This window comes from Micromonospora sp. NPDC085948 (assembly GCF_040686315.1).
Lineage (GTDB): Bacteria > Actinomycetota > Actinomycetes > Mycobacteriales > Micromonosporaceae > Micromonospora.
Window position 1 is genome coordinate 210,024 of record NZ_JBFBJW010000001.1, and the last position, 23,694, is coordinate 233,717.

Annotated in this window: 18 protein-coding genes; 3 read left to right on the forward strand and 15 right to left on the reverse strand. The window is 72.4% G+C overall.

Going from position 1 to position 23,694, the window contains the following annotated elements; genetic code table 11:
* Window positions 1–56: 56 nt before the first annotated feature.
* On the reverse strand, window positions 57–482 hold the full coding sequence (locus AB0O48_RS01060) for a hypothetical protein (protein ID WP_357246379.1): 426 nt from the start codon (window positions 480–482) through the stop codon (window positions 57–59).
* Window positions 475–1,764 carry a serine hydroxymethyltransferase gene (gene glyA / locus AB0O48_RS01065; protein ID WP_365062293.1) on the reverse strand — a complete coding sequence of 430 codons (1,290 nt, stop codon included), beginning with the start codon at window positions 1,762–1,764 and terminating at the stop codon, window positions 475–477. The genes AB0O48_RS01060 and glyA overlap by 8 nt, the downstream gene beginning before the upstream one ends.
* Before the next feature lie 35 nt (window positions 1,765–1,799).
* On the opposite strand from glyA, the gene AB0O48_RS01070 reads away from it, so the two are divergent.
* Complete coding sequence (locus AB0O48_RS01070; protein WP_357246385.1) at window positions 1,800–3,260, forward strand: SDR family oxidoreductase; 1,461 nt, start codon at window positions 1,800–1,802, stop codon at window positions 3,258–3,260.
* Between the two features lie 12 nt (window positions 3,261–3,272).
* Here AB0O48_RS01070 and AB0O48_RS01075 read toward each other — a convergent pair whose 3' ends face one another.
* The 4 genes from AB0O48_RS01075 to prmC form a co-directional block, all read right to left on the reverse strand.
* Window positions 3,273–5,387 (reverse strand): transglycosylase domain-containing protein, encoded by a 2,115-nt coding sequence (locus tag AB0O48_RS01075; protein ID WP_357246388.1) that lies wholly within the window; start codon window positions 5,385–5,387, stop codon window positions 3,273–3,275.
* Window positions 5,388–5,497: 110 nt separating this feature from the next.
* Window positions 5,498–6,109 carry a phosphotyrosine protein phosphatase gene (locus tag AB0O48_RS01080; protein WP_357571797.1) on the reverse strand — a complete coding sequence of 204 codons (612 nt, stop codon included), beginning with the start codon at window positions 6,107–6,109 and terminating at the stop codon, window positions 5,498–5,500.
* Complete coding sequence (locus tag AB0O48_RS01085; RefSeq protein ID WP_204945979.1) at window positions 6,110–6,757, reverse strand: L-threonylcarbamoyladenylate synthase; 648 nt, start codon at window positions 6,755–6,757, stop codon at window positions 6,110–6,112.
* Complete coding sequence (gene prmC, locus AB0O48_RS01090) at window positions 6,757–7,704, reverse strand: peptide chain release factor N(5)-glutamine methyltransferase (protein WP_365062297.1); 948 nt, start codon at window positions 7,702–7,704, stop codon at window positions 6,757–6,759. Before prmC ends, AB0O48_RS01085 begins: the two co-directional genes overlap by 1 nt.
* A gap of 74 nt (window positions 7,705–7,778) precedes the next feature.
* Here prmC and AB0O48_RS01095 point away from each other — a divergent pair, with 74 nt between their 5' ends.
* Entirely contained in the window at window positions 7,779–9,326 is a 1,548-nt protein-coding gene (locus AB0O48_RS01095) for a GGDEF domain-containing protein (protein WP_357246397.1), read from the forward strand.
* A gap of 34 nt (window positions 9,327–9,360) precedes the next feature.
* Here the strand turns inward: AB0O48_RS01095 and prfA are convergent, their stop codons facing one another.
* Window positions 9,361–10,449: a peptide chain release factor 1 gene (gene prfA / locus AB0O48_RS01100; RefSeq protein ID WP_357246399.1), complete on the reverse strand. Its 1,089-nt coding sequence runs from the start codon at window positions 10,447–10,449 to the stop codon at window positions 9,361–9,363.
* Between the two features lie 124 nt (window positions 10,450–10,573).
* Window positions 10,574–10,798 (reverse strand): 50S ribosomal protein L31, encoded by a 225-nt coding sequence (gene rpmE / locus AB0O48_RS01105; RefSeq protein ID WP_365063228.1) that lies wholly within the window; start codon window positions 10,796–10,798, stop codon window positions 10,574–10,576.
* A 273-nt stretch (window positions 10,799–11,071) separates the two neighbouring features.
* Between rpmE and AB0O48_RS01110 the strand changes: the two genes are divergently transcribed.
* Window positions 11,072–11,968 (forward strand): AAA family ATPase, encoded by an 897-nt coding sequence (locus tag AB0O48_RS01110; protein WP_357571798.1) that lies wholly within the window; start codon window positions 11,072–11,074, stop codon window positions 11,966–11,968.
* Window positions 11,969–12,028: 60 nt separating this feature from the next.
* Here AB0O48_RS01110 and rho read toward each other — a convergent pair whose 3' ends face one another.
* The 7 genes from rho to AB0O48_RS01145 form a co-directional block, all read right to left on the reverse strand.
* On the reverse strand, window positions 12,029–14,230 hold the full coding sequence (rho, locus tag AB0O48_RS01115) for a transcription termination factor Rho (protein WP_365062300.1): 2,202 nt from the start codon (window positions 14,228–14,230) through the stop codon (window positions 12,029–12,031).
* Between the two features lie 298 nt (window positions 14,231–14,528).
* The gene (thrB, locus tag AB0O48_RS01120) at window positions 14,529–15,473 is read right to left on the reverse strand and encodes a homoserine kinase (RefSeq protein ID WP_357571800.1); all 945 of its coding nucleotides are present in this window, start codon (window positions 15,471–15,473) and stop codon (window positions 14,529–14,531) included.
* 64 nt (window positions 15,474–15,537) lie between these two features.
* Window positions 15,538–16,782 (reverse strand): MFS transporter, encoded by a 1,245-nt coding sequence (locus AB0O48_RS01125; protein ID WP_357246410.1) that lies wholly within the window; start codon window positions 16,780–16,782, stop codon window positions 15,538–15,540.
* A gap of 11 nt (window positions 16,783–16,793) precedes the next feature.
* Window positions 16,794–17,612: a polysaccharide deacetylase family protein gene (locus AB0O48_RS01130; RefSeq protein WP_357246413.1), complete on the reverse strand. Its 819-nt coding sequence runs from the start codon at window positions 17,610–17,612 to the stop codon at window positions 16,794–16,796.
* A gap of 157 nt (window positions 17,613–17,769) precedes the next feature.
* Entirely contained in the window at window positions 17,770–21,048 is a 3,279-nt protein-coding gene (locus AB0O48_RS01135; protein ID WP_357246416.1) for an efflux RND transporter permease subunit, read from the reverse strand.
* Between the two features lie 142 nt (window positions 21,049–21,190).
* Complete coding sequence (gene thrC / locus AB0O48_RS01140) at window positions 21,191–22,240, reverse strand: threonine synthase (RefSeq protein WP_357246418.1); 1,050 nt, start codon at window positions 22,238–22,240, stop codon at window positions 21,191–21,193.
* Between the two features lie 140 nt (window positions 22,241–22,380).
* Entirely contained in the window at window positions 22,381–23,691 is a 1,311-nt protein-coding gene (locus tag AB0O48_RS01145; RefSeq protein WP_357247143.1) for a homoserine dehydrogenase, read from the reverse strand.
* Window positions 23,692–23,694: the final 3 nt, after the last annotated feature.

Genomic DNA, 23,694 nt, shown 5'->3' on the forward strand with positions numbered 1-23,694 from the left:
ATGACCGGAGGCCGACACATTGCGGCGCGTCCGCTGGTTGGGACGCGACCGCCAGGTCAGCCGTGCGGCCGACGAGCGTGCACCGTGGTCAGCCACCAGAGGTGCACCGCTGTCCACACTGCCACCCCGGCGACGATGCCAAGGCACAGAGGGATCAAACCGGCCCAACCGGTCGACGCCACCGCCACCAGCACCGCACCCAATAGGCTGAACTTCACCACGTACAGGCCCAGGCCGAGCGGCAACAGCAACTGCGGGTTGACCTGGTCGGCCCGCGCCAACACCACTGTGGTGAGGGTGTAGCTGAGCACCGTGACACCCACGCCGGCCGCCGCGCCGAGCGCGGCCGTCCCACCGCCGGTCACCCCGCCCACCACCGCGGCGAGCACGGCCAGCGCCGCCGACGCGGCCAACAGGACGGGCAGGTGCCGCAGCCGCCACCGCCGGTCGCTGTCCGGCGCGACCACCCCGGGCTCAGCCACGGGGGTACGCCGGAAACGCCGCGACCAACTCGGCCACCTCGGCACCGATCCGGGTCAACTCGTCGGCCCCGCCCGGGGCGCCGGGATCGGTGCGCACCGCTCGGGCGATCAGGGTGGCCACCTGCCGCAGGTCACCCTCCCGCATGCCCTGGGTGGTGACGCTCGGGGTGCCCACCCGCAGACCGGAGGCCACCATCGGCGGCTGCGGGTCGTACGGGATGGCGTTCTTGTTCAGGGTGATCGACGCGGCGTCGCAGCGTCGCTCGGCCTCGGCGCCGGTCACCCCCACCTCGCGCAGGTCGATCAGGGCGAGGTGGGTGTCGGTGCCGCCGGACACCGGACGCATCCCCTCGTCGGCCAGCCCGGCCGCGAGCGCCTGGGCGTTGCTGACCACCTGCCGGGCGTACGTCTGGAACTCCGGCTGGGCGGCCTCGCGCAGCGCGACCGCCTTGGCCGCGACCGCGTGCATCAGCGGACCGCCCTGGGTGAACGGGAAGACCGCCTTGTCGATCCGCTGCGCCAGCGACTCACGGCAGAGGATCAGGCCGCCGCGCGGGCCGCGCAGCACCTTGTGGGTGGTGGCGCAGACGACGTCCGCGTACGGCACCGGGGACGGGATCGCCCGACCGGCGACCAGGCCGATGAAGTGCGCGGCGTCCACCATCAGGTACGCGCCGACCTCGTCGGCGATCTCCCGGAACCGGGCGAAGTCGATCAGCCGGGGGTACGCGGTGGCACCACAGATGATCAGCTTGGGTCGGTGCGCACGGGCCAGGTCCCGTACCTCGTCGTAGTCGATCAGCTCGGTGTCCGGCCGGACCGGGTAGCCGACCGGGTGGAACCACTTGCCGGAGAAGTTCACCCGGCTGCCGTGGGTGAGGTGCCCACCGTGCGGCAGGTCCATCGCCAGCACGGTGTCCCCCGGCTGGACCAGCGCGGCGTACGCGGCCAGGTTGGCGCTCGCCCCGGAGTGTGGCTGAAGGTTGGCGTGCTCGGCCCCGAAGAGCTCCTTGGCCCGGGCGATGCCGATCTCCTCGGCCCGGTCCACCTCGGCGCAGCCCCCGTAGTAGCGCCGGCCCGGGTAGCCCTCGGCGTACTTGTTGGTGAGCGTCGAGCCGAGCGCGGCCAGCACCGCCGGCGAGGTCAGGTTTTCGCTGGCGATGAGCTGCAGGCCACCCCGCAGCCGGTCCAGCTCGCCGAGGACCACCCCGGCGATCTCCGGGTCGGTGGCCCTGAGCTGGGCGAAATCCGGTCCCCAGAAGGTGCTCGTCTCGGTCTCCACAGCGAACGAGTCTAGGGGGCCGCAGACTGGACCTCGTGAGATGCCTCGTCACCGGAGCGACCGGATACATCGGCGGGCGGCTGACGCCACTGCTGCTCGCCGAGGGACACACCGTGCGGTGCCTGGCCCGCAAGGCGGTCCGACTGCGCGACGTGCCCTGGGCCTCGGCGGCCGAGATCGTCGAAGGGGACCTGAGCCGGCCGGACACGTTGCCCGCCGCCTTCGCCGACGTGGACGTCGCCTACTTCCTGGTGCACTCCCTCGGCCGGCCCGACTTCGAGGCCGTCGACCGGACGGCGGCGACGAACTTCGCGGCGGCGGCCCGGGCGGCCGGCGTACGCCGGATCGTCTATCTGGGCGGTCCGCTGCCGGAGACCGGTGCGGTCCCCTCGCCGCACCTGCGCTCCCGGGCCGAGGTGGGCCGGATCCTGCTGGCCAGCGGGGTGCCCACGGCGGTGCTCCGGGCCGCGGTGATCATCGGATCCGGCTCGGCGTCGTTCGAGATGCTGCGCTACCTGACCGAGCGACTGCCCGCCATGATCACCCCGCGTTGGGTGCGTAACCGGATCCAGCCGATCGCCGTCCGCGACGTGCTGAACTACCTGGTGGGCTCCAGCGCGCTACCGCCGGAGGTCAACCGGGGCTTCGACATCGGCGGACCGGACGTGCTCACGTTCCGCGAGATGATGCAGCGCTACGCGCGGGTGGCCGGGCTGCGCCGGCGGATCATCGTGCCGGTCCGGGCGCTCACCCCGGCGCTCTCCTCGCACTGGGTCGGCCTGATCACCCCGGTGCCGAATGCCATCGCCCGCCCGCTGGTGGAGAGCCTGATCCAGGAGGCGGTCGCGGACGAACACGACATCGCCCGCTACGTTCCCGACCCGCCGGGCGGGTTGACCGGCTTCGACGACGCGGTGGCGCTGGCGCTGGCCAAGGTGCGCGACGCCCAGGTGGAGACCCGCTGGTCGAACGCGAGCGGCCCGGACGCGCCCGCCGAGCCACTGCCCACCGACCCGGTGTGGTCCGGTGGCACCGCCTACACCGACGTCCGGGAGCGGACGGTGGACGCGCCACCAGCGGCGCTCTGGCGGGTGGTCGAGGGCGTCGGCGGCGAACACGGCTGGTACTCGTTCCCGCTCGCCTGGTCGGTGCGCGGCTGGTTGGACCGCCTGGTCGGCGGGGTCGGCCTCCGTCGGGGCCGACGCGACCCACACCGCCTCCAGGTCGGTGAGGCGTTGGACTTCTGGCGGGTCGAGGAGATCGTCCCGGGCGAGTTGCTGCGACTGCGCGCGGAGATGCGGCTGCCCGGCCGGGCCTGGCTGGAGATGCGGGTGCTCCCCACCGACGGCGGCCGCAGCCGCTACCAGCAACGTGCCGTCTTCCTGCCGCGCGGCCTGCCGGGGCACGCCTACTGGAAGTCGGTGGCCCCGTTCCACGCGGTGGTCTTCGGCGGCATGGCCCGCAACATCGCCCGCAACGCCGAACAGACCCCCTGATCCCCGCAGGTCTCAGTTGCCGGTGCGGGCTCCGGTGAGCTGGAAGGCGGTTCGTTCGCTCGGCGGGACGAAGTCGCGGACCGGTTGACCGCGCAGGGCGGTGGAGAGCACCTCGCCGACCGCGTCGACCATCCGGGCCTGCACGGCCTGACCGACCGCGTCCCGGGGATCGTCCGGGTTCGCCGCCATCGAGGCGACCGCGATCTGCGGGGTGAACGCGACGACCGTCTCCGTCTCGTAATGCTCTGAGCTGCCGGTCTTGCCCGCGACCGGCCGGCCGAGCCGCGCCCGCAGGCCGGCTGCGGTGGCACCGTCGCAGCGCCCGTACATCGACTGGTCGCCGACCGGGCAGCGAGCCGCGTCGGTGGCCGCCCGCGCAACGTCGACGTCGAGCACCTGCCGGCAGTCCGGCTTGGCGGCGTCGACCGGGCGGCCACCCGCGTCGGTGATCGACACCACCGGCAGCGGCGCGCACCAGGTCCCCTCGGCCGCCACCGTGGCGTACGCGGTGGCCAGGTCCAGCGGCGTGGTCGCGGCGACGCCCAGGGTGAACGCACCCCAGTCCTTCGCGTCGTAGCGGGCCAGTCGGGCGTCGGCGTCGGCCCGCAGCACGATGCCGAGTCGCTCGGCCATCTCCACCACCCGGTCGGCGCCGACCTTCTCGGTCAGCCAGGCGAAGTACGTGTTCACCGACCGACCGAACCCGGTCCACATGGTGCGGGGGCCATCCATCGAGGATGGGCTGGCGTTCGAAGGACACCAGCGGCCGGCACAGCTCGCCTCCCCGGTCGCCGGGAAGCGGGTGAGCAACTGGGTGGGCGCCACGAAGTCGGTCGACAGCGGCAGGCCCGCCTCCAGCGCGGCAAGCATCGTGAAGAGTTTGAACGTCGACCCGCCCTGGTACCCCTCGATCGCACCGCCGCCGCCGATCAACTGGTTGACCGTGTTCGGGCGGTTCTTCTGCCCGACGGGGTTGTCCCGCACGCTGTAGGTGCGGTTCACCGACATCGCCAGCACCCGTCCCGTGCCCGGTTGCACCACCGCGGTCGGCACCGCCTCGGCCGCCGACGGCTGATAGATCTTCAGCACCTGCTCGGTGGTGGCCCGCTGCACCCCCGGGTCCAGCGACGACACGATCGAGAACCCACCCCGGCGCAGCGCGCGTTGCCGCTCGTCGGCGGACGCGCCGAACGCGGACTGGCTGCTCCACCAGCGGGTGAACCAGTCGCAGAAGAAGCCCCAGTCGTTGTGCGCCTCGGGCACCCCGGTGCAGTCGTTGGGCGTCTCGCTCGGCCGTAGCTGCAAGGGCTCGGCCCGCGCCGCCGCCGCCGCGTCCGCCGGCACCTGCCCCGACTCCACCAGCCGCTCCAACACGTACGACCGCCGCGCCATCGCGCTGTCGGCGTCGCCGTTGATCGGATCGTCGCTGTCCGGCGACCGGACCAGGCCGGCCAGCAGCGCCGCCTGGGCCAGGGTCAACTCGGCCGGGGACCGGGAGAAGTAGCGCTTGCTGGCCGCCGCGACGCCGTACGCCCCGGCGCCGAAGTAGGCGATGTTGAGGTAGCGGGTGAGGATCTCCTCCTTGTCGAGCTCGCGTTCCAGCGCGAGCGCGTAACGCATCTCCTGGAGCTTGCGGGCGGTGCTGACCTCGGTGGCGGCCACCCGCTGCGCCTCGGTCAGCCGGGGATCGCTGCTGAGCACGTTGCGGACGTACTGCATGGTCAACGTGGAGGCGCCCTGCCGGGTCTGCCCGTCCCGCTTGTTGACGGTGAAGGCGCGCACCACGCCCCGCAGGTCCACTCCGCTGTGCTGGTAGAACCGGACGTCCTCGGCGGCCACGATCGCCTGGCGCATCACCGGGGCCACCTCACGCAGCGGCACGTCCACCCGGTCCTCCTGGTAGAAGGAGGTGATCAGGGTGGTGCCGTCGTTGGCGTAGAGGTTGGAGCGCTGGGCGGTGGGCGGCGTACGAAGTGTGTTCGGTAGCTCCGAGTACGGCGTGGACAGGGCGCTGAAGCCGATCCCGAACACCAGGGCCACCGGCAGGGCGGCTGCGGCCAGCACCAACCCGGCCAGCACTCCAGCGATCACCACGGTCAGCAGTTTGTCGAGATGGGCCCGGATCATCAGCTCTCCCCGCAGGAGCCGGTCACGCTAGGACCCGTTCAGAATGACCCGGAACGCCGCTTTCGCCCCGGGTTTTCCCCAAACCCGGAGGAAACTCGCACCGCGCCCAATCAGGGCAGCAGCGCGCCGGCCAGCGGGTGAACCGTCTCCTCGATCTCGTCGGCGACCCGGCTGAAGCACTGGTCACCACGGCCCCACGGGTCGTCCAGATCGTCCGTCGTCAACGCCGAGGCGCCCAACCGGGCGTCGTGGGCCGCTGCCACCAGGGCCACCCCCCGGGCGTACACGGCCTCCGGGGTCGCGTCACCCGGCGGCAACGCGGCGGCGTCCACCGCGGCCAGCAGCCGACCGAACTCACCCAGCACGAACGTGCGGGCCGCCGCGTCCGGCCGCAACGCCACCACGTACTCCTGCTGGTCGGCGGTGGCGGTCAGCACCAGGTCGGCGGCGTCGATGTGGTCCGACCGCAGCTTGCGCGCGGCGAACCCCTCGACGTCCCCACCACGGCCGGTGACCTGCCGGGCCGCCGGCGGATTCATCTCCTCGCCCGCGTGCCAACCACCCGTGCCGGCGCTGTGGCTGTGCAGCAAATTATCGGCCTGGGCCGGGTCCTGCGCACGCCGCGTCAACCGCTCCCGCACCGCCAGAGCGAGCAGCCGCTCCGCCATCGGGGAGCGGCAGATGTTGCCCATGCAGACGTGCAGGACCGTGAACGGGGGCACTCAGACCCCCCGACCGTCGACGAGGTCCGGAACGACGTCGCGCAGCTTCTCCAACGGGATCGCCCCGGCCCGCAGCAGTTGCGGCACCTCACCGGTCAGATCCACGATCGTGCTGGGCACCGGATCCGGGCACGGCCCGGCCTCCAGGTAGGCCCGCACCGAGTAGCTGAGCTGGTCCCGTGCCTCCTCGGCGGTCACCGCGGCGGGCTGGCCGGTCTTGTTGGCCGACGAGACCGCCATCGGGCCGGTCTCCCGCAGCACCTCGAGCGCCACCGGGTGCAGCGGCATCCGCACCGCCACCGTGCCGGTCTTGTCGCCCAGGTCCCACTGGAGGCTCGGCGAGTGCTCGACCACGATCGTCAGCGCACCCGGCCAGAACGCCTCCACCAGGTCCCGGGCTGCGGTGGGCAGCGAGAAGACCAACCCGTCCAGGGTGTGCCGCGAGCCGATCAGCACCGGCGGCGGCATCTGCCGACCCCGGCCCTTGGCATCCAGCAGGGCCTTGACCGCGTACGGGGTGAACGCGTCCGCGCCGATCCCGTAGACGGTGTCCGTCGGGAGGACGACAAGCTCGCCGTTCTTGACCGCCTCGATGGCCGCAGCGATGCCGCGGTCCCGATCGGCGGGCGATCGGCAGTCGTAAAGCATCACGAGGAGTCAGTCTGCCACGCCGCCCCGATCGGGGCGTGCTGGCCGTCCGCCCGTCGGGACGCGGTGGCGTAACGGGGACGTCCGGTGAGGTCCAGATGCGCCGTGACAGCGGTGAAGCCACCGTCGCCGGCAAGCAGCGCGGGAACCGCCGCGCCGTGGGTGTCGTCGTGCTCCACCCCGAGCACGCCGCCCGCGCGCAGCAGCACCGCCGCACGGCTGACGACCGGCCGGATCACCGCCAGGCCGTCCGCGCCGCCGAAGACCGCCTCCGCGGGGTCGTGCCCGGCCACCTCCGGCGGGACCACCACGTCGTCCGGCACGTACGGCGGGTTGCAGAGCAGCACGTCCACCGAGCCCACCAGGGACGCCAGCAGGTCCGGCGCGGTCACGTCCGCCTCGACCACCTCGATCGGCCGGTCTCCCGACGCGGCCCGCTCCGCCGCGTTGCGCCGCAACCAGGCCAGCGCCCGCGGGGACCGCTCCACCGCGATCACCCGCGCACCCGGCACCTCCTGCGCCACCGCCAGCGCGATCGCCCCCGAGCCGCTGCAGAGGTCGACCACCACCGGGTCGGTGCGGCCCCGGGCCTGCTCGACACCCCAGCCGGCCAGCAGCTCGGTCTCCGGCCGGGGCACGAACACACCCGGCCCGACCGACAGGTCGAGGTGCCGGAACCCGGCCCGGCCGGTCAGATGCTGCAACGGCACCCGCGCGGCCCGATGGCGCGTCAGCTCGTCGAGCCGCGCCAACTGCTCCTCGTTCAGGTCGTCGGCGAGAGCCAGCCGGCCTCGGGAGACCCCCAGCACGTACGCGGCCAGCACCTCCGCCTCCGCCCGGGCCGAGCCGACCCCGGCGGCGGCGAGCGCGCGGGCCACCCGAGCCACCGCGGCGGACGGGCGGGTGGGGCCTGTCCCTTCGGGGGGGTGTTGCGGCAGAGTGGTCACGCGACAATCATGATGCGTCGCGGGCAGCGCGACCAACGGGTGCGCGGGCGGCGCACACGACAGGAGGTCGGCGGGTGGGGTGGCTCGACCGGGTCGATGACCAGGTTGACTTCCTCACGCGCGCCCGGGCGCTGCAGGAGGCTAGTCGCTCCGCGGAGTCGTACGTCCTGCTCGAACGTGTGATCCGCACCACCACCGATCCGGCGGCGCGTGCGGACGCGATGGTGCAGCGCCTCTCCGCCCTGATCAATCTCGGTCGGACGGCGGAGTTCACCCGGGCCATCGAGGAGGCGTCGGCGGCCGTCCGCGATCTCGCCGAGCCCTACCTGCACGGGCACCTCAACGCGCTCGCCGCCCTCGCCGCACACCACCAGGGCGCACTGGACCGTTCGGTCACGCACCTCGTCCGAGCCGCCCGCGCGCTGGGCGCCGTCGAGGACCCGGACCGGGACACCGCCTGGGGCTGGCACGACCTGGCCATGGCGTACAGCTACCTCAGCTTCCACGGATACGCCCTGGGGGCCATCGAACGAGCCCGGCAACTCGGTCTCACCGCCGGGATCCCCGAGGAGACGTTCGCCGCGCCGGGCATCCGGCTGCGCAACGCCGTGGCACTGGACCACAACGGCGACAGTGACGGCTGCCTGCGGGTGCTCCGGGACGTGGCCGCCGACCTGGCCCGCTTCATCGACTCCGGGCGGGCCGGACGGCTGCGCCCGAGCAGCCTCGCCGCGTACGGCTACGCGTCGGCCCGGCAGGCCGCGCTCGGCGACCAGGTGGAGACCGACGGGAAAGCCGAACCGGCCCGCCTGATCAGCCACGGTGGGGACAGCTCCCGCGCTCGCGACCTGCGTCAGCTCGGGCAGGTGTGCCTCGCCGTCGCCGACGGCCGGCCGATCGAGGCGGTCGCCCGACTGGACACCGTCCAGGTCTCCAACGAGACGCTCGGGGCGGCCGAGCCGGCCCGACTGCGCAGCATCGCGCTGGCCCGTGCCGGCGACCACGCGGCGGCGCACCGGGCCGACCGGCTGGCGTTCCGGCTCGCCGCCCAACGCAACGATCGGCTGCGCGACGTCTACATCGACGGCATCGCCGCCCGGATCGACCACGAGGAGATGCGCCGCGAGGCGGCACGGTTCGAGGGCGAGGCGTTGACCGACCCGCTCACCGGGCTGCCCAACCGCCGCCGGTTGGAGCGCTACATCACCGCCGTGGTCACCCGAGGCGACCGGGTGGTGATCGGTGTCTGCGACCTGGACGGCTTCAAGGCGGTCAACACCCGCCACGGGCACCACTCCGGTGACCTGGTGCTGCAACGCATCGCCGGAGTGATCAACCGGGTGATGCGCCGGGGTGACTTCGTGGCCCGCTACGGCGGCGACGAGTTCGTGGTGGTGCTGCCGGACACCGGCATGCGCGAGGCCGCCGAGGTGGCCCGCCGGATCGAGGCCGCCGTCCGACTCGAAGACTGGGAGTCGCTGGTGCCGGGGACCCCGGTCGGGGTGAGCATCGGCTTCGCGGAGGTCTCCGGCGGCGGTGGGCTGCGGGACGCCCTCGGCGTCGCCTTCGAGCAGGCCGACCGGGCCATGCTCCGCGCCAAGTCGCGTCCCCGCGCGAGCTGATCGCCCGGCGGACAGCGGCGGGGCGCGGCGGCGGTCAGCGGCGGGTCAGCTCGGTGTCGCCGGCGAGCCGGGCGGCGCGGTCGGCCTCGGCGAGCGCGTCCAGCACCCCGTCCAGGTCGCCGGCGAGCGCCAGGTCCAGGTTGTACGCCGTGTAGCCGATCCGGTGGTCGCTGATCCGGTTCTGCGGGTAGTTGTAGGTGCGGATCCGCTCCGAGCGGTCGACCGTGCGCACCTGCGCCTTGCGGGCGTCCGAGGCGGCGGCGTCGGCCTGCTCCTGGGCGGCGGCGAGCAGCCGGGCGCGCAGGATTCGCATGGCCTGCTCCCGGTTCTGCAACTGGGACTTCTCGTTCTGGCAGGAGACGACGATGCCGGTCGGCAGGTGGGTGATCCGCACCGCGGAGTCGGTGGTGTTCACCGACTGACCACCCGGGCCGGACGAACGGAACACGTCGATGCGCAGCTCGTTCTGGTCGAGGGTGACGTCGACGTCCTCGGCCTCGGGCAGCACCAGCACTCCGGCGGCGCTGGTGTGGATGCGGCCCTGCGACTCGGTGACCGGGACCCGCTGCACCCGGTGCACACCGCCCTCCCACTTGAGTCGCGACCAGACGCCGTTGCCGCCCTCCGGCACACCCTTCGTCTTGATCGCCAGCGAGACGTCCTTGACCCCGCCGAGGTCGGAATCCTGGGCGTCGATCACCTCGGTGATCCAGCCGTGCCGCTCGGCGTAGCGGGTGTACATCCGCAGCAGGTCAGCGGCGAAGAGAGCCGACTCCTCGCCACCCTCACCGGCCTTGATCTCGACGATCACGTCCTTGGCGTCGTGGGGGTCACGCGGAATGAGCAGCTCGGCGAGGCGCTCCTCCAGCATCGGCACGGATCCGGCGATGGACTCCGCCTCGCCCGCGAAGGACGGGTCCTCGGCAGCCAACTCACGAGCCGCGGACAGGTCGGCGCGGGTCTGCTCCAGCTCGGCAGCGGCCTTGTGCAGGGGCACCAGCTCCGCGTAGCGGCGACCCACCCTGCGCGCGGTGGCCTGGTCGGCGTGGATGGCCGGATCGGCCAACCGCTTCTCCAGCGTCGCGTACTCGTCGAGGAGGGCGGCCAGACGCTCGCTGCTCATGCTGCGGATGCTCCTTCGACGGTGCGAAGCCGGCCGGGCCGAAGGCCGCCGGCTGCGTAACAGGGCACAACGCGGACGGCGCCCGCGCCCGGTGGAAAACCGGACGCGGGCGCCGAACGAGGAGTTACCTGGCCTTCTTGGCCTGAACCTTGGCGTACTTCTGCTGGAACTTCGCGACCCGGCCGGCGGTGTCGAGAACGCGCTGCTTACCGGTGTAGAACGGGTGGCAGGCGCTGCAGGTCTCGGCGTGGATCGTGCCGCCCTTGGCGGTGCTGCGGGTCGTGAACGTGTTGCCACAGGAGCAGCTGACCTCGGTGGTCACGTACTCCGGGTGGATGTTTGCCTTCATCGCCTCGGTCCTCTCGTTGGTGGTCGCCGGGTCGCCGTCATCACTCGTCGCGCCGTACACGACGGGCTCGGGCGTGAACCGGAACCGGTGGCCGATTGACCAGTGTGCCATGGGCCTGAGCCGACCCGGCAATCGGGCCGCACACCTCGTCCGGCATCGTCAACACGTGCTACCCCACCCGCATTCCCGCCGCCCGGCGGGGCATTCGCCCACCCGGCGGTCCGCCGCCGCGTACCCCGCCGGGGGTACGTCCCACGAGCCGGAGGGATACCGGTGACCCGCCTGATCGCCACCCGCGGACTACCCGCCTCGGGTAAGACGACCTTCGCCCGAACGCTCCAACCGTCCGTGGCCCGGGTGAACCGGGACGACCTGCGCCGGATGCTGCACGGCGAGCGGCTCTTCACCCAGTGGGCCGAGGCCCAGGTGACCGTCGCACAGCGGTCCCAGGTCGAGGCGTTGCTGCGCGCCCGGGTGGACGTCTGCGTGGACGACACCAACCTGCGCTCGCGGGCCCTGCGGGGCTGGGCCGACCTGGCCGCCCGGCACGGCGCTGATTTCGAGGTGCACGACTTCACCGACGTGCCACTTGACGAGTGCCTGCGCCGCGACGCCGCGCGCCCACCTGCCGACCAGGTCGGCGCGGACGCGATCCGTCAGCTGCACGAGCGGTACCTGGAGGGGCGGACCCTGCCGTTGCCGGTGCCGCAGGCCCGCACCGGACGCCCCGCCGTGGTGCACCCGCCGTCGACCGAGCCACCGGAGATCGTCCTGGTGGACATCGACGGCACCGTCGCGCTGGCCGTGTCCCGCAGCCCGTACGACATGACCCGGGTGGGCGAAGACGCGCCGAACACGGCGGTGATCGCGGCGGTCCGGGCGATGCACGCCGCCGGATACGGGGTGGTCTTCTGCTCCGGGCGGGACGCCTCCGCCCGAGCGGCCACCGAGGCCTGGCTGGACCAGCACGTCCAGGTGCCGTACCTCGGCCTGCACCTGCGCGCCGTCGGCGACTCGCGGAAGGACTCGGCCGTGAAGCGGGAGATCTACGACCGGGAGATCCGGGACCGTTACCGGGTGGCCGGTGTCTTCGACGACCGTGCCCAGGTGGTCCAGATGTGGCGAGCCCTCGGCCTCACCGTCTTCCAGGTGGCCGACGGCGACTTCTGAGCCGCGAAGGGGCACGGCCAGGACGGCCGTGCCCCTTCGTCGTCGATCACCCGGGACTGGTTACTCCCCCGGCGTCGACTTCGCGATCTGCATCAGGAACTCGATGTTGGTACGGGACTGCTTGAGCCGGTCCAGCAGGAGATCCATCGCCGCCTGCGAGTCCAGCGAGTGCAGCACCTTCCGGAGCTTGTGGATGATGGCCAGCTCCTCGGGTGCGAGCAGGACCTCTTCCTTCCGGGTGCCGGACGGGTTGATGTCGATGGCCGGGAAGGTCCGCTTGTCGGCGATCTTCCGGTCCAGCTTCAGCTCCGCGTTGCCGGTGCCCTTGAACTCCTCGAAGATGACCGTGTCCGCCATGGAACCGGTCTCCACCAGCGCCGTGGCGATGATGGTCAACGACCCGCCGTTCTCGATGTTGCGGGCCGCGCCGAGGAAGCGCTTCGGCGGGTAGAGCGCCGTGGAGTCGATACCACCCGACATGATCCGGCCGCTGGCCGGAGCCGCCAGGTTGTACGACCGACCGAGCCGGGTCACCGAGTCGAGCAGCACGACCACGTCGTGTCCAAGCTCGACCAGGCGCTTGGCCCGCTCGATGGCCAGCTCGGCCACCGTGGTGTGGTCCTGCGGCGGACGGTCGAACGTGGCCGCGATGACCTCGCCCTTGATCGACCGCTGCATGTCGGTGACCTCTTCAGGCCGCTCGTCGACCAGCACCACCATCAGGTGGCACTCCGGGTTGTTGCGGGTGATCGCGTTCGCGATCGCCTGCAGCACCATCGTCTTACCCGCCTTCGGCGGCGACTGGATGAGTGCCCGCTGGCCCTTGCCGATCGGCATGACCAGGTCGATGACCCGGGTGGTCAGGATGTGCGGCTCGGTCTCCAGGCGCAGACGCTCCTGCGGGTAGAGCGGAGTGAGCTTGTAGAACTCCGGACGACGCCGGGCCTCCTCCGGCTCCATCCCGTTGATCGTGTCCAGCCGCATCAGCGGGTTGTACTTGTCGCGCCGCTGGTCGCCGCTGTTGCCGCCCTCGCGGGCCGCCCGCACCGCACCGGTGATCGCGTCACCGCGGCGCAGGCCGTACTTCTTGATCTGGGACATCGAGACGTACACGTCGTTCGGGCCGGCCAGGTAGCCGGTGGTCCGCACGAAGGCGTAGTTGTCGAGCACGTCGATGATGCCGGCCACCGGGACGAGCACGTCGTCCTCGCTGACCTGCGGCTCACGCCCACCGGTGTCGGTGCCGGTCTCGGTGCGCTCACCGCGCCCGCGACGACGGTCCCGGAAACGGCTGCGCCGGCCACGCCGGCCGCCGCCCTCGCCGTCATCGTCGTCGTTGTCCCGCTCGACACGCTCGACACGCTGACCACGGTCGTTGCGGTCGCCCCGGTCGCCCCGGTCGTTGCGGTCGTTGCGCTCGCCCCGGTCGGAGCGCTCCGTGCGCTCGTTCCGCTCGCCGCGCTCGGCCCGCTCGCCCCGGTCGTTGCGCTCGGCACGATCCGCCCGCTCGCCCCGGTCGGAGCGCTCGGTGCGGTCCACGCGCTCGGTGCGCTCGGCCCGTTCCGGACGCTCGGCCCGCTCGGCCCGCTCGGTGCGCTCGGCCCGCTCCGGACGCTCGGCCCGCTCGGTGCGCTCGGCCCGCTCGGTGCGCTCGGTGCGCTCGGCCCGCTCCGGACGCTCGGCCCGCTCAGTGCGCTCGGCCCGCTCAGTGCGCTCGGCCCGCTCCGGACGCTCGGCCCGCTCGCGGCGGTTCTCGCCACGGTCGGCCCGGTCGCCGGCTTCCGCCTCGTCGGTACGCGTCTCGGCCGGACGTGCCGTCTCGGTCGAACGCGCCTCAGCCGGACGGGTCTCCGCCGCTGCGGCCCGGCTCCGCCGGGTGCGACCACGGCCCTCGGTTTCGGGGGCTGGCTCAGCCGCTGCCGGCTCGGCGCCACGTCCTTCGGCGGCCGGCCGGTCGGCGGTCTCCCGCACCTCGGCGCGCACCCCCTCACGGGTCGGGGCTGCTGCGGCCGCGACCTCGGCCCGCGGTCGAGGGGTCCCGGCGGCGTTGCCGCCCTGCCGCTCGGAAATCGCGGCGATCAGCTCGCCCTTGCGCATGCGAGCCGTGCCGGAGATGCCGAGCGACGCAGCCAGGCTCTGCAGCTCTGGCAGCAGCATCGCCGACAGACCGGTGCCGCTACGCCGACGACGGGCGGGAGCGGCGGCGGTGGCATCGCCAGCGACGTTGGAAACATCCGACGTCACGTCGGTGGTGTCGCTCAATGGATTCCTTCCCTCGATAAAGGCCGGGACTGCCCGGAGTCGGAACTAAGGTGGCCGGGCGGCCTCGGTGCACCCGCCTCGCAAGGACGCGTCGCGGGAGTCTGTGACACAGCAGCCGGTCGGTATCCCGACTCACCAACGTCGGTGAGCAGGTCTCGCCGTCTGCGGCGACCTGTGGAATCTGCGGTGCGGCGTGGGCCTTTGGCAGGGGTGTGACGGGCTGACCGCCGAGAGCTTCGGGGTGCGCCGCCTCGCAGGAGATCGCGTGCTTCGCGGCTGTGCTAGGTCTAGAGCGTAATCAACTCTTCCGACCTGCGGCAACAGGGCCCCGCTCGGCGTGTCCAAGTCTACCCCGAGCAACCCGCGCACCGCTGACGTCTATCGGTAACTGCCAGATTTCCCAGTCTGTTCCCACCGGGAAGCCCTCCGGGGGCTCGCTGAACGCCAGCACGGTGGGGCCGGCCCCACTGACCACGGCTGCCACACCAGCCGCTCGTAACGCTCTGACCAGCGCCGATGTGCCTGGCATCCCGGATGCGCGGTAGTCCTGGTGGAGTCGGTCGACGGTCGCCGGCAGCAGCAGCCCCGGGTCGGCGGTGAGCGCGTGCACCAGCAGAGCCGCCCGCCCCGCGGTCAACGCGGCGTCGCCGTGCGGCACGGTGGCCGGCAACGCGGCCCGCGCGGCAGCGGTCAACCCGCGCTCCGCCGGGACGAAGACGGTGGGCAGCACCCCGTCCGCGACCGGCAGGGACACCGCCCGCGCGCCCGTCGGCTCGGACCAGGCCACCGTGAAGCCGCCGAGCAGGCACGGTGCGACGTTGTCGGGATGGCCCTCGATCTCGGCGGCCAGCCGGAGCGCGGCCCCGTCGTCCAGCCGGTGCTCCCCGTCGGTGACCAGGGCACGGGCCAGCAGCACCCCGGCGACGATCGCGGCGGACGAGGAGCCCAGCCCGCGCGCCTGCGGGATCCGGTTGACGCACTCCACGCTCAGGCCCTCGGGGTGGGCGTCGAGCACGTCGAACACGGCCCGCATGGCCCGCACCACCAGGTGCCGGTCGTCGTCCGGCAGCTCACCGGCACCCTGCCCGGTCACCGTCACCCGGACCCCGCCCGGCGCGACCTCGGCGGACACGTCGTCGTAGAGCCCGAGGGCGAGACCCAACGCGTCGAAGCCCGGACCCAGGTTGGCGCTGGTCGCGGGGACCCGGACACGGACCGGCCCGGCGGTGAAGTTCGTCGGCACGCGCTCATGCTAGGCGTCGGCACCGACGAACCGGCCCGTTGCCCGCTGCCTGGGACCGCCGACTTCAGCCGGCCGGGTTCGGGACCGGTTCCGCAACCGGATCGCTGAGCGTGAGCCGCCGGGTGGCGATCCGCCAGCCGACCGCGTAGACGAGGGTGATCAGCCCGCAGCCGGCGAGCACGACCCGTTCGTCCACCACGTCCACGACCAGGGCCACGGCCAGCTGACTCACCGAGATCGCCAGCGTCGCGAGCATCATGTCGGTGGCGAAGACACGCCCACGCAACCGGTCCGGAACCTCGCCCTGCAGGGCGAAGTTCGACATCACCCAGTTGCTGCCGCCGGCGAAGTGCGCCACGAAGACCAGCAGCAGCACCAACGGGAACCAACGCACCACCGACGTGCCCAGATAGGACAGCCCGTAGAGCGACATCGACAGCGCGAGCCCGGGCAGCAACCACGCCCGGTTGGTGAGCACCCGACGCATCAGGATCGGCCCCACCAACGCACCGGCCCCACGCACCGCGAAGAGCAGGCCGGCGCCGAGCGGGCCGACGCCGTACACGCCGGCCAGCAACGGGAACACGGTCAGCACGCCGTTGCCCAGGCCCACCGCCGACTTCACCGTGACCAGCGCGAGCACCCGGGGACGGTGACCGATGTAGCCGAGCGCCTCGCGGACGGCGGCCCAGGTCCGCTGGGCCGGCAGGTGGGCGTCCCGTGGCGCCTGCAACGGCCGGCGGATCCGGGTGGCGAGGGCCGCGGCCAGCGCCAGGCCGACCGCCGCCACCCAGAAGCAGACGTACGGGCCGGCAGCGGTGCTGAGGACGCCACCGAGCGAGGCACCGACGACGGTCATGGTGCCCCAGGCCGAGCCGGCGACCGCGTTGCCGGCGGCCAGCTCGTGCGGCTCCAGCACGTTGGGCAGCGCGGCCTGCGCGGCCGGCGAATAGAACGCCTTGGCCACCGCGACCACCCCGATCGCGACGAGCGCCAGCCACGCCGTGGCGGCGCCGCGCACGCCGAGCAGCAGCAACACGCCGGCCAGCGCGGCCACGTTGGCCGCGATCATGATCTTCCGGCGGTCGAAACGGTCGGCGATCGTGCCCGTGTACGGCAGCAGCAGCGCCACGATGCCGGTGTCCACCGCCAACACCAGCGCGCCCCAGACCCCGCTGCCGGTCAGCTGCGGTAACAGCACCAGCAGCGGCACCATGACGAACCAGTCGGCGCCGAAGACCACCAGTTCGGCCAGGAAGAGGTTGCGGAAGCTCCGGTTGCCGGTCAGGACCGAGAGGGTGGACGCCACGGAGCGGCACCTTACCTGGTCGGGGTCGGGGCCACGCTCGCTGTCAGCAGCGCCGAAACCGTGACGAAGGTGTAACCAAGCGACCGCAGTCCATTGATCATGTCGGTCAGGCCGCGGAGCGCGACCAGTCGCCGATGGGCCCCCACATCGTGGCCGAGCACGATCGTTCCCGGTCGGACCTCAGCCACGATCCGCCGGGCGTGGCCGGCCGGGTCGTCGGGAAACTCGCGCTCCACCATCTGCAGCGACCAGAGCACCAGCCGGTAGTCCAGCCGCGCCGCCGCGTGCAGCACCGCCCCGCCCAGGTGACCGTACGGTGGGCGAAGCAGCCGGGGCTGAGCCCCGGTCACGTCGGCGATCGCGTCGTGGCTCCGGCGCAGGTCGTCGTACGCCTCGGCGGCGTCCAGCTCGGCCAGGTCCCGGTGGTCCCAGCTGTGGTTGCCCACCTCGTGCCCCGCGAGCCGGTCGCGGACGACGTCGGCGTGCCGGCGGACCTGCGCGCCCACCATGAAGAACGTGGCCGGAACCTGGTGCCGGGCCAGGGTGTCGAGCACCATCGGAGTCCACTGTGGTGCCGGGCCGTCGTCGAAGGTGAGGGCCACCAGACGCTGACTGGTCCTTCCCGACCAGAAGACCTCAAGCGCGCCGGCGCCGACATCCTGCTGGCCGTTTCCGAGTGTGGCGCTGGCGGGGCCGCCGGCGATCGGCAGCCGACGATGGGTGCCCTGCCACGCCTCGGACGCCCCGGCGCCGATGGCAACCCCGCCGACCACCAGCAGGCCACGGCGCAACAGATCGCGCCGCCCCCACCCTCGCGTGCCGTCGGCCATCCGCCCACCCTTGCGTCACCCGCACCCATCTATCTACGAAGAGTACGCAAGAAGTTACAGAAGGTGCGGCTCCGGTCGGATCGGAGTGTTTCGGTCGACAGACGCAGGAACGCCCCCGGCAGAACCCTGCCGGGGGCGTTCCGAGTCGCGGTCCGACCTACTCGGTCGACTCCGACGGAGGCAGCGGCGAGGTACGGCTACGGGGCAGCCGCAGCACCTCGAACTGGTCCGTACCCTCGACCAGCGCGGCCGACGGCGCGGCTCGCCCGGCCGGCTGCGCACCCTCGGCCGCGGCCGAGGCAGGTGCGCCGCTCGGCACCGCCACCTGGTTCGGGGCCGACACCTCGTCGGTCTCCGCCGCGGTCACCTCCGACCTGCCGGCGCGCCGCCGGTCGCGTCGGTCCCGCAGCGACTCCTTGGTGTGCTCCACCATCGTGTAGAGCGTCGGCACCAGGATCAGGGTGAGCAGCGTGGAGCTGAGCAGACCGCCGATCACCACCACCGCCAGCGGCTGCGAGATGAACCCGCCCTCACCGGTCAGCCCGAACGCCATCGGCAGCAGCGCGAAGATGGTCGCCACCGCGGTCATCAGAATCGGGCGCAGTCGACGCCGGCCGCCCTCGACCACCGCCTCCCGGACGCCCATGCCCTGCGCCCGGTACTGGTTGATCAGGTCGAGCAGCACGATCGCGTTGGTCACCACGATGCCGACAAGCATCAGCACGCCGATCAGCGCCGGCACGCCGAGTGGCGTCCCGGTGACCAGCAGCAGACCGATCGCGCCGGTCGACGCGAACGGGATGGAGATCAGCAGGATCAGCGCCTGGGTGAGGCTGCGGAACGTCGCCACCATGATCAGGAAGACGATCGCGATCGCCACCAGCACCGCCAGGCCCAGGTCACCGAACGCATCCGCCTGATCCGCGCTGACGCCACCGATCGTGAAGCTCGCGCCCGGCACGTCGAGGGCGTCCAGCCGCTTCTGCAGCTCCTTGCTCGTCGCGCCCAGGTTCGAGCCGGTCGCCGCACCGGTCACCGACACGCTGCGCTCGCCGTCGATCCGGGTGACCTGCTGCGGCCCCTCGCCCTGGGTGACGTCCGCGATGTCGTCCAACTTGACCGACCCCACCGGCAGCGCCCGCAGCTCCTCCACCGTCACCGGCGGGCGCGTGCCCAGCCGCAGCACCACGTTCTGCTGCTGGCCGTCGAGCGAGACCTGACCCAGCGGCGCTCCCCGGAACGCCTGCGACACGAGCTGCCCCACGGCGGCCTCGGTGAGTCCGGCCCGGCCGGCGGCGACCCGGTCGACGGTCACGTCGACCCGCGGCACGCGCTCGGCCAGGCTGGTGGAGACATCCTCGACGTCCGGGACACCGGCCATCGCCGACCGGGCCTCCTCGGCGGCCCGGGTCAGCACCTCCGGGTCGCTGGCCTGGACGACCACCTCCAGCTGGCTGGTCGACGCCTCCTGCCCGCCACCGAAGCTGATCTCCCCCACACCGGCGCCGAGCTTGTCGAACTCCTTGCGCAACACCTCACGCATCTGCTTCGCGTCGGTGTCACCGTCGAGCGCCAACGACCAGCTGGCGACGTTGTTGCCGCCGCCACCCGCCCACGGGTTGTCGCCACCGCCGGCGGTCACCTGGTACGTCTCGACGCCCCTGGTGGCCGACAGCACCGACTCGACCTGCCTGGCCGCCGCGTCGGTGGCCGCCAGGCCACTTCCGGCCGGCAGCTCCTGGCTCATGTTGAGGGTGTCCTGGCCGGAGTCGTCCAGGAAGTTGGTCTCCAGCTTCTGGGCCAGACCGAAGGTGCCGAAGAGCACCAGCAGGCCGAGCCCGACAGTGATCCACCGGGTCGACCGCTTGCGGGTGGCGAACCCGACCACCGGCAGGTACGCCCGCTGCAACGGGCTGCGCAGCTCCTTCTCCTCCGCGCCACGCCGCACCGCCTCGTCGTCCGCGGTGCCGCCACGCGGCTTCAGGAACCAGTACGCGAGCACCGGGATCACGGTCAGCGACACCAGCAGCGAGGCGAGCAGCGCCACCGTCACGGTGATCGCGAACGGTGCGAAGAGCTGACCCACGAACCCGCCGACCAACGCGATCGGCGCGAACACCGCCACCGTGGTGAGGGTGGACGCGGTCACCGCACCCGCGACCTCACGGACGCCGGTGACGATGGCGTGGCGCTTCTCCTCGCCGTACTCCAGGTGTCGTTTGATGTTCTCCAACACCACGATCGAGTCGTCCACCACCCGGCCGACCGCGATGGTCAACGCGCCGAGGGTGAGCAGGTTGAGCGAGTAGTCACCGATCCACAGTGCGATCAACGCCACCAGCACGGAGAGCGGGATGGAGACCGCGGTGACCACCGTCGAGCGCACCGACAGCAGGAAGACCAGGATGACGATGACCGCCATCACCAGGCCGAGCAGACCCTCGGTGGTCAACGACTCGATCGACTTCTCGACGAACGGCGCCTGGTCGAAGACGACCGTCAGCTCCGCACCGGAGGCGTCCTTCAGGTCGGCGAGCCGGTCCCGGATCTCGTGCGAGATCTGCACGGCGTTGCCGTCCGGGGCGGCGGTGACCGCGATGCCGAGGCTGTCCTTGCCGTTGGTCCGGGTGATCGCCGTGGCCGGTGCGAGCTGCTGCTCGACCGTCGCCACATCACCGAGACGAACCGGCGTCGCGCCGGGGGTGACGACGATGCCGCGGAGGTCCTCCAGGTTGGCGATCGGCGCACCGACCTGCACCGGAAGGGCCAACCCGCCGTCGGTCACCGCGCCGGCCGGAACGGCCACGCCGTTGGTCTTCAGCGCCGCGCCGATCGCCGTCGGCTGCACCTGCGCCGCGGCCAGCTTCGCCGGGTCCGGGGTGACCACCACGACGTCGTCGCGGGTGCCGGTCACCTCGACCGTGCGTACCCCCTCGATGCCCTCCAGCTCCGGCACCACCGTCGCCTGGAGCTTCTCGGCGAGCGCCCGCTCGTCCGCCGCGCCGGCCGCGGCCAGCACCACCGCCGGCAGGTCGTCGGTGCTACCGGCGATGACCTGGGGGTCGACGCTCTCCGGCAGCTGGGCGTCGATCCGGCTCAGCGCGGTCTGCATCTTGTTGACCACGTCGTCCAGGTCGGTGCCGAACTCGTACGTCACCTGGACGGTGGCCGACCCCTCGCGGGACGTGGAGGTGACCTTGTCCAACCCCGGAATGCCCTGGAGGGCGTTCTCGATCGGCTCGGTCACCTGCGACTCGACGATCTCGGGGCCGGCACCGGGGTAGGGGGCCACGATGAACGCGGCCGGGAATTCGAGCGACGGCAGCAGTTGCTGCTTCAGCGACGGCACGGCGAACACTCCGAACACCGTGGTCACCACCGCGATGAGGGCGATCAGCCCTCGGTTGGCGAGGCTGAATCTGGCAAGCAGCGACATCGGCCTGGTTCACTCCTGAACGAGAATGCGGGCGGGGATACGTGAAAGTGTGCCGGATTCGATCACCGGAACCCCCGCCGCCCCCGACGCAGTCTCACCACCCGACCGCCGGCCTGCCCGCAGCGGGCGGCCGGCGGCGCGCTCAGGCCAGGTCGAGGGCGCGAGCGGCGGCCATCGGGTCGTTCGCGATGGTCAGCGGCGCCGGCGCCGTGGAGATCGCCCACTCCGGGTCCTTGAGGCCGTGGCCGGTCACCGTGCAGACCACCGTCGACCCGGGCGGCACCGCGCCCGCCTCAGCCTGCTGGAGCAGGCCGGCCACGCTGGCCGCGCTGCCCAACTCGACGAAGACCCCCACCTCGCGGGCGAGCAGCCGGTACGCGGAAAGGATCTCCCGGTCGGTCACCGCGGCGATCAGGCCACCGGAGGTGTCCCGGGCGTCCAGTGCCTTGGTCCAGCTCGCCGGGTTGCCGATCCGGATCGCCGTGGCGATCGTCGACGGCTCCGGCACCACCTGGCCGGTCACGATCGGGGCGGCACCGGACGCCTGGAAGCCGTACATCTTCGGCGTGCGGGTGGTGGCGCCGGCGGCCCGATCCTCCGCGTAGCCCATCCAGTAGGCGGAGATGTTGCCGGCGTTGCCGACCGGCAGGCAGTGGATGTCGGGCGCGTCACCGAGCGCCTCGACGACCTCGAAGGCGGCGGTCTTCTGGCCGTGCAACCGGTCGATGTTCACCGAGTTGACGAGCGCGACCGGGTGGTCCTGGGCCAGCTTCGCGGCGAGCGACAGGCAGTCGTCGAAGTTGCCACTGACCTGGAGCAGCTTCGCGCCGTGCACCAGCGCCTGGGCCAGCTTGCCCAACGCGATCTTGCCCTGCGGCACCAGGACCGCGCAGGTGAGCCCGGCCCGCGCCGCGTACGCCGCCGCGGAGGCGCTGGTGTTGCCGGTGGAGGCGCAGATGATGGCCTTGTTGCCGGCCTCGACCGCCTTCGACACCGCGAGGGTCATCCCCCGGTCCTTGAACGAGCCGGTCGGGTTGGCGCCCTCCACCTTGAGGTGCACGTCGCAACCGATCCGGGCGGACAGCACCGGCGCCGGCAACAGCGGCGTGTTGCCCTCGTGCAGCGTGACGACCGGCGTGGCCGCGGTGACCGGCAGCCGATCCCGGTACGCCTCGATCAAACCCCGCCACATGTCGATCTCCTCGCCTCTACCGCCGCACCGACCCGAGCATCAGGGCCACCTTGGACCAGCCTGCCGGAGTGGTCGATGGCACACCCCGGCTTACCCACCTGTCGGGACGCACGAGCCCACCCATCGATGGTGTCAACGAATCAGGCGCCACCCTCGACCCGCAACACACTGGTCACGGACCGGACAATGTCCAGACCGCGCAACTCGCCGACGGTCGCGGCGAGCGCGGCGTCCGGCGCCACGTGGGTGACGATGACCAACTCGGCGTCGCCGTCACGGCCGGGCGACCCACCCGCCGAGCCCTGCCGCACCGTCGCGATCGACACGTCGTGCCGGGCGAACACGCCCGCCACGGCGGCCAGCACACCCGGACGGTCGGCCACGTCCAGGCTGACGTGGTAGCGGGTCAACGCCTCACCCATCGGCCGGACCGCCAGGGCCGCGTACGCGCTCTCGCTGGCCGCGCGCACCCCGGCGAGCCGGTTGCGGGACACCGCGACCACGTCGCCGAGCACCGCGCTGGCGGTCGGCGCACCCCCGGCGCCCCGACCGTAGAACATCAACTGCCCGGCCGCGTCCGCCTCCACGAAGACCGCGTTGAACGCGTCGCCGACGCTGGCCAGCGGGTGGCTGCGCGGGATCATCGCCGGGTGCACCCGGACGCTCACGGTCTCCCGGCCGGTGGGGTCGACGCCCCGGGCCGCGATGCAGAGCAGCTTGATCGTGCAGCCCATCGCCTGGGCGCTGGCCATGTCCGCGGCGGTCACCTCGGTGATGCCCTCGCGGTGCACGTCGGCCGCGCCGACCCGGGTGTGGAACGCCAGCGAGGCGAGGATCGCCGCCTTCGCCGCCGCGTCGAAGCCCTCCACGTCGGCGGTCGGGTCGGCCTCCGCGTACCCCAGGGCGGTGGCCTCTTCGAGGGCCTCGGCGAAGCCGGCGCCGGTCGCGTCCATTGCGGAGAGGATGAAGTTGGTGGTGCCGTTGACGATGCCGGTGACCCGGTTGATCCGGTCCCCGTGCAGCGACTCGCGCAGCGGGCGCAGCAGCGGGATCGCACCGGCCACGGACGCCTCGTAGTAGAGGTCGCCGCCGCCCTCGGCCGCCGCCTCGTGCAGGGCCACCCCGTCCTCGGCGAGCAGCGCCTTGTTGGCGGTGACCACGCTCTTGCCGGCCCGCAGCGCCTCGACCAGCCAGCCCCGGGCCGGCTCGATACCGCCGACCACCTCGATCACCACGTCCACGTCGTCGCGTTTGATCAGGCCGAGCGCGTCGGTGGTGAACAGGGCCTCGTCGACGGGCAGGTCACCGCGGTCGCGGCCGAGCCGGCGGACGGCGATGCCGGCGATCTCCAGTGGAGCGCCGATCCGGGCCGTCAGGTCGGCCGACTGCTCGTGCAGCAGCCGGACCACCTCCTGGCCGACCGTGCCACAGCCGAGCAGCGCCAAGCGCACAGG